11 protein-coding genes are annotated in these 13,608 nt (G+C 68.4%); 4 read left to right on the top strand and 7 right to left on the bottom strand.

All coding sequences use genetic code 11. The features are described 5' to 3' along the window. Positions 1 to 138 precede the first annotated feature (138 nt). Positions 139 to 954, top strand: coding sequence for a lytic murein transglycosylase (locus ACLNGM_RS21285; RefSeq protein WP_090961825.1), 816 nt, complete (start codon positions 139 to 141; stop codon positions 952 to 954). A 99-nt stretch (positions 955 to 1,053) separates the two neighbouring features. Here ACLNGM_RS21285 and ACLNGM_RS21280 read toward each other — a convergent pair whose 3' ends face one another. From ACLNGM_RS21280 to ACLNGM_RS21265, 4 genes are all read right to left on the bottom strand, one after another. Further along, entirely contained in the window at positions 1,054 to 1,785 is a 732-nt protein-coding gene (locus ACLNGM_RS21280) for a glutathione S-transferase (protein WP_416356479.1), read from the bottom strand. Between the two features lie 130 nt (positions 1,786 to 1,915). Beyond that, positions 1,916 to 2,707: an ATP-binding cassette domain-containing protein gene (locus tag ACLNGM_RS21275; protein ID WP_416356478.1), complete on the bottom strand. Its 792-nt coding sequence runs from the start codon at positions 2,705 to 2,707 to the stop codon at positions 1,916 to 1,918. Continuing rightward, positions 2,707 to 3,783: an ABC transporter permease gene (locus ACLNGM_RS21270; protein ID WP_416356477.1), complete on the bottom strand. Its 1,077-nt coding sequence runs from the start codon at positions 3,781 to 3,783 to the stop codon at positions 2,707 to 2,709. The genes ACLNGM_RS21275 and ACLNGM_RS21270 overlap by 1 nt, the downstream gene beginning before the upstream one ends. 165 nt (positions 3,784 to 3,948) lie before the next feature. Then, positions 3,949 to 4,974 (bottom strand): sugar ABC transporter substrate-binding protein, encoded by a 1,026-nt coding sequence (locus tag ACLNGM_RS21265; RefSeq protein ID WP_416358514.1) that lies wholly within the window; start codon positions 4,972 to 4,974, stop codon positions 3,949 to 3,951. 209 nt (positions 4,975 to 5,183) lie between these two features. On the opposite strand from ACLNGM_RS21265, the gene ACLNGM_RS21260 reads away from it, so the two are divergent. After that, positions 5,184 to 6,422, top strand: a complete 1,239-nt coding sequence (locus tag ACLNGM_RS21260) for an ROK family transcriptional regulator (protein ID WP_416356476.1) — start codon at positions 5,184 to 5,186, stop codon at positions 6,420 to 6,422. Between the two features lie 33 nt (positions 6,423 to 6,455). Here the strand turns inward: ACLNGM_RS21260 and ACLNGM_RS21255 are convergent, their stop codons facing one another. Continuing rightward, positions 6,456 to 8,063 carry a bifunctional metallophosphatase/5'-nucleotidase gene (locus ACLNGM_RS21255; RefSeq protein WP_416356475.1) on the bottom strand — a complete coding sequence of 536 codons (1,608 nt, stop codon included), beginning with the start codon at positions 8,061 to 8,063 and terminating at the stop codon, positions 6,456 to 6,458. A gap of 173 nt (positions 8,064 to 8,236) precedes the next feature. On the opposite strand from ACLNGM_RS21255, the gene ACLNGM_RS21250 reads away from it, so the two are divergent. Together ACLNGM_RS21250 and ACLNGM_RS21245 are read left to right on the top strand one after the other, a co-directional pair. Further along, positions 8,237 to 10,414 (top strand): malate synthase G, encoded by a 2,178-nt coding sequence (locus ACLNGM_RS21250; protein WP_416356474.1) that lies wholly within the window; start codon positions 8,237 to 8,239, stop codon positions 10,412 to 10,414. Between the two features lie 8 nt (positions 10,415 to 10,422). Continuing rightward, a complete protein-coding gene (locus ACLNGM_RS21245) occupies positions 10,423 to 10,887 on the top strand; it encodes a YqaA family protein (protein ID WP_416356473.1) in 465 nt (154 codons plus the stop codon). A gap of 4 nt (positions 10,888 to 10,891) precedes the next feature. Here ACLNGM_RS21245 and ACLNGM_RS21240 read toward each other — a convergent pair whose 3' ends face one another. Together ACLNGM_RS21240 and ACLNGM_RS21235 are read right to left on the bottom strand one after the other, a co-directional pair. After that, positions 10,892 to 12,280: a DUF459 domain-containing protein gene (locus ACLNGM_RS21240; RefSeq protein WP_416356472.1), complete on the bottom strand. Its 1,389-nt coding sequence runs from the start codon at positions 12,278 to 12,280 to the stop codon at positions 10,892 to 10,894. Between the two features lie 5 nt (positions 12,281 to 12,285). Next, on the bottom strand, positions 12,286 to 13,509 hold the full coding sequence (locus tag ACLNGM_RS21235; RefSeq protein ID WP_416356471.1) for a lytic murein transglycosylase: 1,224 nt from the start codon (positions 13,507 to 13,509) through the stop codon (positions 12,286 to 12,288). Between the last annotated feature and the right edge of the window lie 99 nt (positions 13,510 to 13,608).

Here is a 13,608-nt window from a genome sequence, read left to right as displayed (position 1 = left end):
GCTTTCTTGTTGTTTAAGGCCGAAGAATCAATCGACGGTGGTGCATCTGCACCCACTTCACCCATTCACATGAACCAGCGCCGACCGGGCCTTCGAGGGGGATCGCGGCGGCGGGCCAGACTACAAGGGGACCAACGCATGAAGACACTTCCGCTGTTCCGGGCGGCCCTTGCCGCCGCCGCCGTCAGCTTCGCGGCGCCCGCGCTCGCCCAGAGCTGCGGCAACTCCTCGGCAGGCTTCCAGCCCTGGCTCGAGAGCTTCAAGGCGCAGGCGGCGGCCAGCGGCATCTCGCAGGAAACGCTGCAGACCGCGCTCGGCAACGTCACCTACGATCCCAAGGTCATCAGCCTCGATCGCAATCAGAAGAGCTTCAAGCTGTCGCTCGACGCCTTCATGGAGCGCCGCGCGCCCGCATCCTTCGTCAAGAAGGGCAAGGGGATCATCGCGCAGAACCGCGACCTCCTGAACCGCATCGAGCAGCGCTACGGCGTCCAGAAGGAGATCCTCGTCGCGATCTGGGGCATGGAGACCGGCTTCGGCGCCAACTCCGGCAACATGAACATCTTCCGCTCGCTGGCGACCCTCTCCTACGACTGCCGCCGCTCGGACTTCTTCACCGAAGAGCTGATGGCCGCACTCCAGATCGTCAACCGTGGCGACAAACGCGCCGCCGACATGAAGGGCGCCTGGGCCGGCGAGATCGGCCAGACGCAGTTCCTCGCCAAGAACTACCTACGCTATGCCGTAGACTTCGACGGCGACGGCCGCCGCGACCTCATCCGCTCCAAGGCGGACGTCCTTGCCTCCACGGCCAACTTCCTCAAGCAGCACGGCTGGATCGCGGGCGCCGGCTACGGCCCGGGTGAGCCGAACTTCGCGCGCCTCGTCGACTGGAACCGGGCGACGGTCTACCAGCAGGGTCTCGCGCTCTTCGCCTCAAAGCTCGCGAACTGACCGAGCACCGTCGCGGCGGTAGTCCAACCGAGAACAAGGGGCGGCGGCAGCGATGCCGCCGCCCCTTTTTCATGAGGCCGGGCCGCGCGGCGATCCCGCTCACTCTCCGTCGAGTTCGGGATAGTGCCGGAAGATCCCGTCCTCGTTGAATGGAAGGCGGCGGGGGCTCGCGAGGTAGCGTGCGACCGCCGGATGCTGCGCGACGGCGTCGTGGAGCGCGATGACACGGGGGTACCGGCCTTCGATCGAACCCATCCGGCGCGGGAAGGCGTAGCGCAGGCCTTCCACCACCTGGAACAGGCCGAGATCGGCATAGGTCAGGCGATCCCCGACGAGGACGCCATGGTCGTTCATCTCGAGAAGCCACTCGTACCAGCCGAGGAACTTCGGCATGCGCTCGCCCCGGAACTCTTGCGCGCGGCGCAGGGCTTCCGGCTGCTGGTCGGCGTAATAGAGGCTCGTCGCGACGGGATGGTGTGTGTCGTGCGCTTCCGTCACGAGATCGGCCGTCGTCAGCGCGATGGTGCGCGCGAAGAGGCGATCGGCTTCCGTATCGGGCGCCAAGCCGAGCCGCTCGCCGAGATAGGCGGAGATCTCGGCCGACTGCGCGACGAGCCGGTTGCCGACGACCAGGAAGGGCGGGGCGAAGGGGATGTGGTGTCCGATGCCGGTTTCCAGCACGCGCATCATCGCGGGAACGCCGCCGCCCTGCGCCTCGTCGAGGCGCGCCATGTCGCGATAGGGCGCTTCGGCCGCTTCCAGCACCAGACGTGGGAACTCGCCACGGCCCTGGATGCCGGGCCAATAATAGAGGTCGTAGCGTTCGCTCATGGTCTCGGTCTCCGGCGGCGGATCGCTCTGAAAGCTCGCCCGTTCCGGCTGCAGGTCAAGACGAGAGGCACCCGGAAACAGACGAAGCCGGCTCGGAGGCCGGCTTCGGAACTTGCGTGGGCGGGGCTGGTCAGGCCGCGAGGATCTCCGGCTCCGGTGCCTTGGCGCCCGTCATCAGCGCCACGGCATCCGACATCGTGATCGACTTCGGGTCCACCACGCACAGGCGCTTCGACAGGCGATGGATGTGGATGCGGTCGGCAATCTCGAAGACATGCGGCATGTTGTGCGAGATCAGGACGATCGGCAGGCCGCGCGCGCGCACCTCGAGGATGAGGTCGAGAACCTTGCGCGATTCCTTGACGCCGAGCGCCGCGGTCGGCTCGTCGAGGATCAGGACCTTGGAGCCGAAGGCCGCCGCGCGTGCGACTGCGACGCCCTGCCGCTGGCCGCCCGACAGCGTTTCCACCGCCTGGTCGATGTTCTGGATCGTCATCAGCCCGAGTTCGGACAGCTTCTCGCGAGCGATCTTGCGCATGCGCGGCTTGTCGAGCATGCGCAGGTAGGAGCCGAGCGGCCCCGGACGCCGCAGCTCGCGGCCGAGGAACATGTTGTCGGCGATCGACAGGGCGGGCGAGAGCGCCAGTTGCTGGTAGACCGTCTCGATACCGGCGTCGCGTGCGGCCTGCGGGTTGGCGAAGGTGACGGGCTTGCCGTCGAGGCGGATCTCGCCGGCATCGGGCGTCACCGCGCCCGACAGGGCCTTGATGAGGGTCGACTTGCCGGCGCCGTTGTCGCCGATCACGGCGAGGATCTCGCCGGGATAGAGGTCGAAGTCGGCGTTGTCGATCGCCACCACGCGGCCGTAGCGCTTGTTCAGGCCGCGCGCCTGGAGAACGGGTTGGGTGCCGTACTGAGCCATTACGCCGAGACCTTTCTGATCCACTGGTCGGCCGCCACGGCCAGGATGATGAGAGCACCGACGGTGAGGCGTGTCCACTGAGGATCGGTGCCGTAGATGCGCAGTCCCATGGCGAAGACGCCGACGATGAGCGCGCCGACCAGCGTGCCGAGCACGGAGCCGCGACCGCCGAAGAGCGAGGTGCCGCCGATCACCACCGCGGTGATCGCCTGGATATTGGCCTCGTAGCCCGAGGTCGGCGAGACCGAGCCGATGCGTCCGATCAGCGCCCAGCCGGCGAAGGCGCAGATGAGGCCCGACACGGCGTAGACCGAGATCAGCACCTTGTTGGAGCGGATGCCCGACAGGCGCGCCGCGTCCTCGTCGTCGCCGATCGCGTAAACGTGGCGGCCCCAGGAGGTGTAGTTCAGGATGTAGTAGAACAGCGCGACGAGGACGAGGACGCTGACCACCGCATAAGTGAAGACCGCGCCGCCGATCTGGAACGTGTTGCCGAGGAACTGGAGGAGCGGGGCTTCCGCCGTCACGTCCTGCGCCCGGATCGTCGCATTTTGGGTGTAGATGAAGTTGATCGCCTCGTAGACGAACCACATGCCGAGCGTGACGATGAAGGGCGGCAGCTTCACCTTGGCGACGAGAATGCCGTTGATCGCGCCGCAGAGCGTGCCGACCGCGAAGCCGACGAGGATCGCGATCGGGGCGGGCACGCCCATACCAACCGCAAGGTTGCCCATGATCACCGAGGACAGGACCATGATCGCGCCGACCGACAGGTCGATGCCGGCGGTCAGGATGATCAGCGTCTGCGCGACGCCGACGATGCCCACGATCGCGACCTGCTGGAGGATCAGCGTCATCGTGAAGGCGTTGAAGAAGCGCTGGCCGATCAGAAGGCCGAACACCATGATGCCGAAGAGGAGGACGATGATCGGCACCATCGTCGGGTTGGCGTGCAGGAAATGCTGGAGATGCTGCAGCGGCGTCCGGCCGTGGCTGGAGAAGTCGGCGACGCGCGTATCGCTCTTGGCGAGGCCGGATTCGAAGTCGCTACCCTTCGTGGACGTGGTGTCGCTCATGGAACGAGGCCTCCCGGGGGCTGATGGCCGGTTCTGGCGCCGGCGTGCGCCTGGTGGATCCCTTGAGCGACGCGGGTGGCCCGTCGGGACGAGAAAGCGGTGGGTGTGTGGTCGCTCGACGTCAAAACGGGAAGCCCGAAGGCTTCCCGCGTTCTCAAGGACCGATCAGCCCCAGCAGGCCTTGGCGGCGGCCGTGGTGTCCATCGACTTCACGCCCTCGGCCGGCTGGTCGGTGACGAGGTCGACGCCGGTGTTGGTGATCTCGAGGCCGGCCGAAGCCTCCGGCTTCTTGCCGCTTTCGGCATAGGTCTTCACCGCCTCGACGCCCATCGACGCCATCTTCAGCGGATACTGCATCGAGGTCGCGCCGATCACGCCGTCCTTGACGTTGGCGACGCCCGGGCAGCCGCCGTCGACGGAGACGATCGTCACCTTGTCGGCGAGGCCGAGGCCTTTCAGCGCCTCGTAGGCGCCGGCCGCCGCCGGTTCGTTGATCGTGTAGACGAGGTTGATCGTCGGGTCCTTCTGGAGAAGGTTCTCCATGGCCTGACGGCCGCCTTCCTCGTTGCCGTTGGTCACGTCATGGCCGACGATGCGCTTGTCGTCCTCGTCGCCGACGACGTCCTTGTTCTTCAAGTCGATGCCGAAACCCTGCATGAAGCCCTGGTCGCGCAGGACGGCGACGGACGGCTGCTGCGGGGTGAGGTCGAGGAAGGCGATCTTCGCGTTCTCGGCGTCCGCGCCCATCTTGGCCTTGGCCCACTGGCCGATCAGGACGCCCGCCTCGAAGTTGTCGGTCGCAAACGTCGCGTCGGCGGCGGTGAGCGGCTCGAGCGGCGTGTCGAGCGCGATCACGATCAGGCCGGCGTCGCGCGCCTTCTGGGTCGAGGAGGCGATCGCCTTCGTGTCGGAGGCGGCGATCAGGATGCCCTTGGCGCCGGCCGCGATGCAGCTCTCGATCGCCTGGACCTGGCTGTCATGGTCGCCGTCGACGCGGCCCGCGTAGGACTGCAGGTTGATCCCGAGTTCCTTGGCCTTGGCCTCGGCGCCTTCCTTCATCTTCACGAAGAACGGGTTCGTGTCCGTCTTTGTGATGAGGCAGACGGTCATCGGCGACTGGGCGGAAGCGCCGGCCGTCATGGCGGCGAGGCCGAGGGCGCCGATCGTGGCGGTTGCAAGAAAACGACGAATGGCCAAGGACGATCTCCCGAAACTGATGCGACGCCCGTCATGGCGTCCGTCGGGCGGCTCTCCACGTCCGCGCCGAACGAGGGGCATCCAACAGCCTCGGGTCGGGCCTGTCAATCGATAACTCACGAAGATTTATTTATTGACAGGTTTTTCAGGTTGGTGAAGGTTGATCTATCGCCGCCCGGTCTGGCGGCCAGGGGACCACATCCATGAACGATGCGAACCTGCCCGGCCTCGAGTCGCCGGCTGGCTCCGTTCGCGAAGCAACCGACGAGCGCCTGCGCGGCTCGAATCAGGCGGGCCTGCGGGCGCACAACGAGCGGGCGGTGCTGTCGCTGATCCGCCGGCACGGCGAACTCGCCAAGTCGCAGATCGCGCGCCTGTCCGGCCTGTCGCCGCAGACGGCGTCCGTCATCATGCGCTCGCTGGAGGCGGAGGGTCTGGTGCTGGCGGGCGAGCCGCGACGCGGCCGCGTCGGCCAGCCCTCAGTGCCGATGCGCCTCAACCCGGACGGCGCCTTCGCCTTCGGCTTGAAGCTCGGGCGGCGCACCAGCGAGATCGTCCTGATGGACTTCGTGGGGCAGGTGCGCGATTCGCGCGACGTCCTCTACCGGTTTCCCCGCCGCTCGGAGATCCAGTCCTTCGTGGAGGAGGGCGTGGCGGACCTGCGCGCCAGCCTGCCGCCGGCCCTTCGCCGGCGTATCGCCGGGCTCGGGGTCGGCATGCCGTTCGAGCTCTGGTCCTGGGGCGAGGCCAACGGCGCGCCGAGCGGCGAGATGGAGGAGTGGCGCCACCTCGACATGGCGGCCGAGCTGGAGACGCTCACCGGCGAGGTGGTCTACATCGCCAACGACGTGACGGCCGCCTGCGGTGCCGAGCAGGCGTTCGGCACGATCGATTCGGCCGACTACATCTATTTCTTCGTCGGCGCCTTCGTCGGCGGGGGCATCGTGATCGACGGGACGCTGGTGTCGGGGCGCACCGGCAATGCCGGTGCGCTCGGTTCGATGCCGGTGCCCGCGCCGGGCGGCGGTCGCCACCAGCTGATCCACGCCGCCTCGATCCACGTCCTCGAGCGCCGGGTCGAGGAAGCCGGTCGCTCGGCGGTCGAGCTCTGGCGCAAGGACGCCGACTGGACCGGGCTTGGGGATCTCCTCGAAGCCTGGATCGCGGAAGCTGCGGAGGGACTCGCCCATGCGATCGCCTCGGCCGTTTCGGTCTACGACTTCGAGAAGGCGGTGATCGACGGCAGTTTTCCCGCCTCGGTGCGCGCACGCCTGACGGAGGCGACGCGCCAGGCGCTCGGTCGGATCGATCTGCAGGGCCTGCCGCCCGTCACCGTCGTCGAGGGCACGATCGGCCGTGCGGCCCGCGAGGTCGGCTCGGCGAGCCTGCCCTTCTTCGCCAAGTTCTTTCTCGACCACCGCGTGCTGCTCGCCGACCGCTGACAACGCAGCGCCACGGGCCGCGCCGGTCAACGGCTATTCGATCTCGCGAATGCGCCCGTCGGTCGAGGCGGTGTAGGGCGAGCGGCCATCCTGGAGATAGGCGACCACGGCGTCCTCCATGTTGGGCCCGAAGTCGTAGGCGTTCTCGGCCTTGGTGGCGAACACCGAGTAGCCGTCGCCGCCCTGCCGCAGGAAGTTGTTGGAGACGACCGTGTAGGTCGCGGCCGGGTCGATCGGCTGCCAGTCGCCGGTGGCCGACTTCACGCGCACAGCCTTCACGCGATCGACGCCCGGCGTGCCCTTCCGCGACCAGTCGAACTGAAGACCCGCCACCTGCGGGAAGCGGCCGGCACCCTCCTCGACCTGGCTGACGCCATTTTCCAGCGCCGCCTTGATGTCGGCCCCGGTCAGTTGGAACGTCGCCAGCGTGTTCTGGAAGGGGAGAACCGTCAGCACCTCGCCCATCGTGATCGGCCCCTGGTCGATCGAGGCGCGCACGTTGCCGCCATTGCCGATCGCGATCGTGGTGCCCTGGTCATTGGTGCGGTCGAGGATCGCGTCGGCGACGAGGTTGCCCATCTGGCATTCCGCGACGCGGCACGTGTCGCGCTGGCCGTCGATCGGGGCGGCGGCTTCGGCGACGACCTTGGCCTTGATCTCCTCCAGCGGCTTGGCAAGCTCGGCGACGCGCGCCTTGATCGCCGCGTCCTCCGGCACCGAGGCGTCGAGAAGGATCGGCGCCCCTTCCGCCTTCGTCACGCGCCCCTCGTCGTCGAAGGAGACGGTGAGCTTGCCGAGATATTTCGAATAGGCATAGGCCTGGACGATCGGCACGTCGCGCCCGTCCGGTCCCTTCACCAGCGTTGGATAGGGCCCCGCCGCCTTCGGGTCGGTGGAGGAGAGAAGCGTGTGCGAGTGGCCGCCGACGATGACGTCGATCGCGGGCACCTCGGCCGCGAGGCGCTTGTCCACCTCGTAGCCGGAATGGCTAAGAAGGATGATCTTGGTGACGCCGTCCGCGGTCAGCGTCTCGGCCTCGCGCCGGGCGGCCTCCACCGGGTCGGTGAAGGTGATCGACTTGCCGGCGGCCGTCAGTTCCTGGTTGTCCTGCGGCGTCAGGCCGATCACCCCGATGCGCTCGCCGTCCTTCTCGATCACGGTCGAGGCTCGGATCACCTTGGCCAGCCCCGGCTCGCGCACGAGATCGGCATTCGCCATCAGCATGGGGAAGCGCACCGCGCCCGCGAACTTCTCGATCACCGGCACGCCGTCGTCGAACTCGTGGTTGCCGACCGCCATCGCCTCGAAGCCGATCGTGTTCATGAACTCGGCCGCGTCGTCGTTGCGGTAGCGCGTGTAGAAGAGCGAACCCTGGCTCTGGTCGCCCGCATCGAGGAGGAGCGTCGGCGTGCTCCCGGCCGCCGCGCGCTCGGCCTTCACGGCGCTCGCGATCCGCGCGACGCCGCCGAAGCACGCGTTCTCGGCCGCGTCCTTCTGCGAGCAGGGCCCGTCCGACTTCGAGATCGGCTCCACGCGGCTGTGGAAGTCGTTGATGTGCAGGATCGTGAGGTCGAACGCGCGGGCAGGCAGGGCGATGCCGACGGAAACGCAGGCAACGAGGCCGAGGAGGGCGGATCGCATCAAGGGCTCCTTCGCTCTAAAACGGGCTGGCGCTTCGCCATGGGCTGGAGTGTCCGGGCACGGGGCGGCTTTGGCAACCCCGGCAGCCCTCTCCCTACCGATCCCGTTTGACAGGGGTATTTCCATCCCCCAAACCCAGACACACCATCGCTTGACAGGAGGAGCCCCGCGCCATGACCGAAACCCTCGAGATTCACGGCCTGAAGGTCGCCTCCGCGCTGAAGAGCTTCGTCGAGACCGAGGCTCTGCCGGGCACGGGTGTCGAGGCCGATGCGTTCTGGCGCTCGCTGGCCGAGATCCTCGCCGATCTCGCGCCGCGCAACCGCGAGCTTCTGACAGTGCGCGACGAGATGCAGGGGCGGATCGACCGCTGGTGCGCCGAGCGGCAGGGGCGGGCGGTGGACGGCGCGGAGGCCGAAGCCTTCCTGCGCGAGATCGGCTACATCGTGCCGGAGGGCGAGGCGTTCTCAGTCGAGACCGCCAACGTCGATCCCGAGATCGCGACGATCGCCGGGCCGCAGCTCGTCGTGCCCGTCCTCAACGCCCGCTTCGCCCTGAATGCGGCGAACGCGCGCTGGGGCTCGCTCTACGACGCCCTCTACGGCACGGACGCGATCTCCGAGGACGGGGGCGCGACGCGGGGCCGGGACTACAACCCGGCGCGCGGCGCCAAGGTCGTCGCCTGGGTGCGCGACTTCCTCGATCGCTCGGCGCCGCTCGACGGCGCGTCCTGGAGCGAAACCACCGGCTTTGCCGTGACGGCCGGCCGGCTCGTCGTGCGCCTCGACGGCCGCGAGACCGCGCTGGCGAAGCCGGAGCAGTTCGCGGGCTATCGCGGCGCGGCGGACGCTCCGCAGGCGATCCTTCTTGCGACCAACGGCCTCCACGCAGAAGTGGTGATCGATCCCTCGACGCCGATCGGCAAGATCGACCGCGCCGGCATTTCCGACGTGGTGCTGGAGAGCGCCGTCACCACGATCCAGGACTGCGAGGATTCGGTCGCCGCCGTCGACGCCGAGGACAAGGTCGCCGTCTACCGCAACTGGCTCGGCCTGATGAAGGGCGACCTCGCCGAGACCTTCGAGAAGGGTGGGCGCGCGATGACGCGCCGCCTCAACCCCGACCGCGACTACACGACGCCCGACGGCAGGGCGCTGACCTTGCCCGGCCGTTCGCTGATGCTCGTGCGCAATGTCGGGCATCTCATGACCAACCCGGCCGTTCTTCTGCCCGACGGCCGCGAGGCGCCGGAGGGCATCCTCGACGCGATGTTCACCTCGCTGATCGCGATGCACGATCTCAAGAAGACGGACGGGCCGCGCAACAGCCGCGCCGGCTCGGTCTACATCGTGAAGCCGAAGATGCACGGGCCGGACGAGGTGGAGTTCGCCGACGAGATCTTCTCTCGCGTCGAGACGGCGCTCGGCCTCGCGCCCGACACCCTGAAGATGGGCATCATGGACGAGGAGCGGCGCACCACCGTCAACCTCAAGGAATGCATCCGCCGGGCACGCCGACGCGTCGTGTTCATCAACACCGGCTTCCTCGACCGAACCGGCGACGAGATGCACACCTCGATGGAACTCGGACCGATGATCCGCAAGGGCGACATGAAGGCGTCCACCTGGATCAAGGCCTACGAGGACCGCAACGTCGACACCGGGCTCGCCTGCGGTCTCAAGGGCCATGCCCAGATCGGCAAGGGCATGTGGGCGATGCCCGACAAGATGGCCGCGATGCTGGAGCAGAAGGTCGGCCACCCGAAGGCCGGCGCCAACACGGCCTGGGTGCCTTCGCCGACGGCCGCCACGCTCCACGCGACGCACTACCACGAGATCTCGGTCGCCAAGGTGCAGGCCGGCCTCGAAGGCCATCCGCGCACGGAGCTCGCGGACATCCTGACGATCCCCGTCGCCGTTCGCCCGAACTGGACGCCGGAGGACGTGCAGGCCGAACTCGACAACAATGCGCAAGGCATCCTCGGCTACGTCGTGCGCTGGGTCGACCAGGGCGTCGGCTGCTCCAAGGTGCCCGACATCCACGATGTCGGCCTGATGGAGGACCGCGCCACCTGCCGCATCTCGTCCCAGCACATCGCCAACTGGCTGCGCCACGGTGTGGTGACAGAGGCGCAGGTCGTCGAGACGATGAAGCGCATGGCGGCCGTGGTCGACAAGCAGAACGCCGGCGACCCTGCCTACGAGCCGATGGCGACCGATCCCGACCGTTCGATCGCCTTCCAGGCGGCGCTAGAACTCGTCCTGAAGGGCCGCGAGCAGCCGAACGGCTACACCGAGCCGGTCCTCCACCGTCGCCGGCTGGAGAAAAAGGCGGCGGCGCGCGCCGCCTGAGCCTCGGATTGAGCGACCTTCTGCCGGATGCGGGTCCCCTGGTCGTCCATGGGGCCCTTTTCGTCTCCGCCTTCCTGTCGGCGACGCTGCTGCCGGGCTCGTCGGAGGCGCTGCTCGTCGCCCTGATCCTGAAGGGCGGCCTCGATCCTATGCTCCTGGTGTTGATCGCCACCGTAGGCAACACGCTCGGCAGCCTCTTCAACTGGGCCTGCGGGCGCTGGCTGATGCACCGGAGCGACGCGCGCTGGTTCCCTGTCTCGGAACGGCATCTCGCCCGGTCCCGTCGCTGGTTCCAGCGCTTCGGGCTGCCGTCGCTGCTTCTCGCCTGGGTGCCGGTGGTGGGCGATGCGTTGACGCTCGTCGCGGGTCTTCTCGGCGTGCGCTGGGCGCCGTTCCTCGCCCTCGTCGGGCTCGGCAAGCTCGCGCGTTACGGCGTGGTGGCCGCGACGGCGCTCGGCGTCCTATCGCTCTGACGGTTCAGGGCCGGGTGGGATCGGGCAGGCCGCGCGCGGCGGCATCCGCTGCGCCCTCGGTTTCCGGTGCGCCGGCATCCTTCGCCTGACGGCGCAACTCGTCCAGCGTCGTCGACCCGCGGAAGACGATCGCATTGCCCTGCGTCGTCGGCGATACCGCGCCGCTGCGACCTGTCCAGTTGAAGTGATCGGCGCGACCTTCGGTCGGGTCCATCGGCGCGCCGGCGACGACGAGCTTGGCGCGCGGGCTGGCGTCGCCATGCGGCTTGACGCCCGGTGCCACCGCGCCGCCGAGGAGATTGTCGCCGCCGTCGAGGCTGGGGTCGGAGAAGCTGACGGGCGGGGTGGTCGTGGCCGAGGCGAGGTCGCCCGCCGAAGGCAGGTCGGCAGCCGACATCTGCTGCGATCCGAGGCTCGCCACGAGATCGTCGACGCTGAGACCCAAGATGCGCGTGACCGGCTTCTCGACGAAGTAGGCGAGCTTGTCCGAGCCCGCGCCGGTCAGGGTGATGCCGTCGGAGTTGCGCAGCCGCGCCGTCTGGCCAGCCATGTCGGGCCCGGACGCGACGAAGGCGCCGTTGGCGTCGGTGAAGCCGCCCCAGACGTCGACGAACTCGCCGCCGGCCTTCAGCGCCGCCGTCCGGTAGAGGTCGTTGAAGTAGACCATGTCTTCGCTGGCGCGATCGATGTCGAAGGGCAGGGCGCCGACCCAGACCAGCGAGGCGCCAGCGGCGCGCACGGCCGAGGCCAGCGCCTCGACGCGTGCCGTGTACCGGTCGCTCCACTCGGCGGTGCGCAGTCCGAGCGAGGACCCGGCCTCGCGGATCGCCTGCCGGTCGTTGGCTCCCAGCATGACCACCACGACCGACGGCTTGGTCTCGGCGATGGTCTTGCCGATCTCGGCGGGCCAGTTGAAGTGATCCTCGCGAACGAGGCCGGAGGAGCCGTCAACCTTGGAGACGACGCGGATCTCGCGGTTCTGCGAGACGGCCTCTTCCAGCCCCTTGGCGAGCGAACCGGCCATGAAGTCGCCGACGACGAGAACGGTGCGCGCCGTCTCGCTCTTCTCGACCGGCGCGGTGGTGACGGCCGCGGCGGCTGCGGCGCCGCCCGCGGCGGCGAGCGCCTTGCCGGCCTTCGGCCGCTGGACCGACGCGCCGGGGTTCCTCGCCTTGCGGACCTTCTTCACCTGCCGACGCTGTGGCGGCTGCTCGACGCGCTGCGGCGACTGGCGCGTTTCCGTGCGCCCGCCGCCGAACAGCATGTCGAGGAGGCCGCGCCGCTGCTGGGCTTCGGCGCTCGGCGCGTGCGAGGCCTCGGCGCCCACGACGCAAAGGGCCAGGATGGCGGACAGGAAGGCGCGGGACGCCCGCGCGTGGATCGTGTCCGCCATGATGCTCAGTGCTTCCGCAGGAGGTCGAGGAGGGCCTTCGAGGCGTTGCCGTCCTCGGCGACGCCCGCCCGGCGCTGGTAGGCCGTGATCGAGGCCTTCGAGCCCGAGCCGATCTTGCCGTCGATCTTGCCGTCGTAGAGGCCGTGGTTGGTCAGCCGCTGCTGAACCTCGTAGCGCTCCTCCATCGAGAGGGGCGTGTAGCCGCGCGGCCAGGGCCGCGCGAAGTCGCCGTAGCCGGCGATCCGGTCGGCGAGGTGGCCGACGGCGAGCGCGTACTTGTCGGCGTTGTTGTAGCGCTTGATGACGAAGAAGTTCTTGGTCATCAGGAACGCCGGGCCCGAGGCTCCCGCCGGCATCAGGAGGTTGGCGTTGTCGCCCGGGTTCGGGAAGGCGCGACCGCTGACGCGCTTGAACCCGCTCGCGGCCCACTGCGACAGCTTGCGGTTGGAGCCGCGCATGTCGGCCGAGCCGCCGGGCGCCACGACCTCGTAGCCCCAGCTCTTGCCGGTCTGCCAGCCGTTCTTGGCGAGCAGGTTGGCCGCGGTCGCCAGCGCGTCGGGGATCGAGTTCCAGATGTCGGGATGGCCGTTGCCGTCCATATCCACGGCATAGGCCTGGTAGCTCGTCGGGATGAACTGTGTGTGGCCCATCGCGCCGGCCCAGGAGCCGGTGAGGCCCTTAGGCGTCACGTGGCCGTCCTGCACGATCTTCAGCGCCGCCAGAAGCTGCGTGCGGGCGAACTTGGCGCGCTTGGGATCCATGTAGGCGAGCGTCGCCAGCGCCTGCGGCACGCTCTTCATCACGTCGTCGCGCTCGAGGATGCGGCCGTAGTTCGATTCCATCGACCAGATGGCGAGGAGGATGTGCCGGTCGACGCCGAAGCGCTTCTCGATCCGGTCGAGCCAGGGCTTGTACTCGACCAGCATCCGGCGCCCCTCGGCGACCGACTCGTCGTTCACGCGGTTGTCGAGATAGTCCCAGATCTTGTCCTGGAACTCGGGCTGGAAGCGCGCCTTCTCGATCACGTCGTGATCGGGCTCGCTGACGCCCGCGAACACGGCGCGATAGGTGTTGCGGCTGATGCCGTTCGCCACCGCCGTCTTCTCGAAGCCGGAGATCCAGCTGCGGAAACCGGCGTCGGCGAGAGCGGGCGTCGAGGCCGTGGCGACCAAGAGCGCGAGGCAGCCCGCGGACAGGCTGAGGAGGCGCTTGTGGATCGGTCCAGGCATGGGTCTACTCCTTGGAAGGACAGAACGTTAGCGAGGGCCTCGAGTCTAGAGGGCGGATGTGAACGCTTCCTTTACCACGTCCGGACACGAAAAGCTTTT

The sequence above is a fragment of the Aureimonas phyllosphaerae genome (assembly GCF_047943035.1).
In the GTDB taxonomy this organism is placed as follows: Bacteria; Pseudomonadota; Alphaproteobacteria; order Rhizobiales; family Rhizobiaceae; genus Aureimonas; species Aureimonas phyllosphaerae.
The sequence above is the reverse complement of the archived record's forward strand: the minus strand, read 5'-3'. Positions and strand labels throughout refer to the sequence as shown.

Bases quoted from the DNA above. Each gene is read 5' to 3' on its own strand.
- ACLNGM_RS21285 (WP_090961825.1), top strand. From the start codon at position 139: ATGAAGACACTTCCGCTGTTCCGGGCGGCCCTTGCCGCCGCCGCCGTC.
- ACLNGM_RS21280 (WP_416356479.1), bottom strand. From the start codon at position 1,785: ATGAGCGAACGCTACGACCTCTATTATTGGCCCGGCATCCAGGGCCGT.
- ACLNGM_RS21275 (WP_416356478.1), bottom strand. From the start codon at position 2,707: ATGGCTCAGTACGGCACCCAACCCGTTCTCCAGGCGCGCGGCCTGAAC.
- ACLNGM_RS21270 (WP_416356477.1), bottom strand. From the start codon at position 3,783: ATGAGCGACACCACGTCCACGAAGGGTAGCGACTTCGAATCCGGCCTC.
- ACLNGM_RS21260 (WP_416356476.1), top strand. From the start codon at position 5,184: ATGAACGATGCGAACCTGCCCGGCCTCGAGTCGCCGGCTGGCTCCGTT.
- ACLNGM_RS21255 (WP_416356475.1), bottom strand. From the start codon at position 8,063: ATGCGATCCGCCCTCCTCGGCCTCGTTGCCTGCGTTTCCGTCGGCATC.
- ACLNGM_RS21250 (WP_416356474.1), top strand. From the start codon at position 8,237: ATGACCGAAACCCTCGAGATTCACGGCCTGAAGGTCGCCTCCGCGCTG.
- ACLNGM_RS21240 (WP_416356472.1), bottom strand. From the start codon at position 12,280: ATGGCGGACACGATCCACGCGCGGGCGTCCCGCGCCTTCCTGTCCGCC.
- ACLNGM_RS21235 (WP_416356471.1), bottom strand. From the start codon at position 13,509: ATGCCTGGACCGATCCACAAGCGCCTCCTCAGCCTGTCCGCGGGCTGC.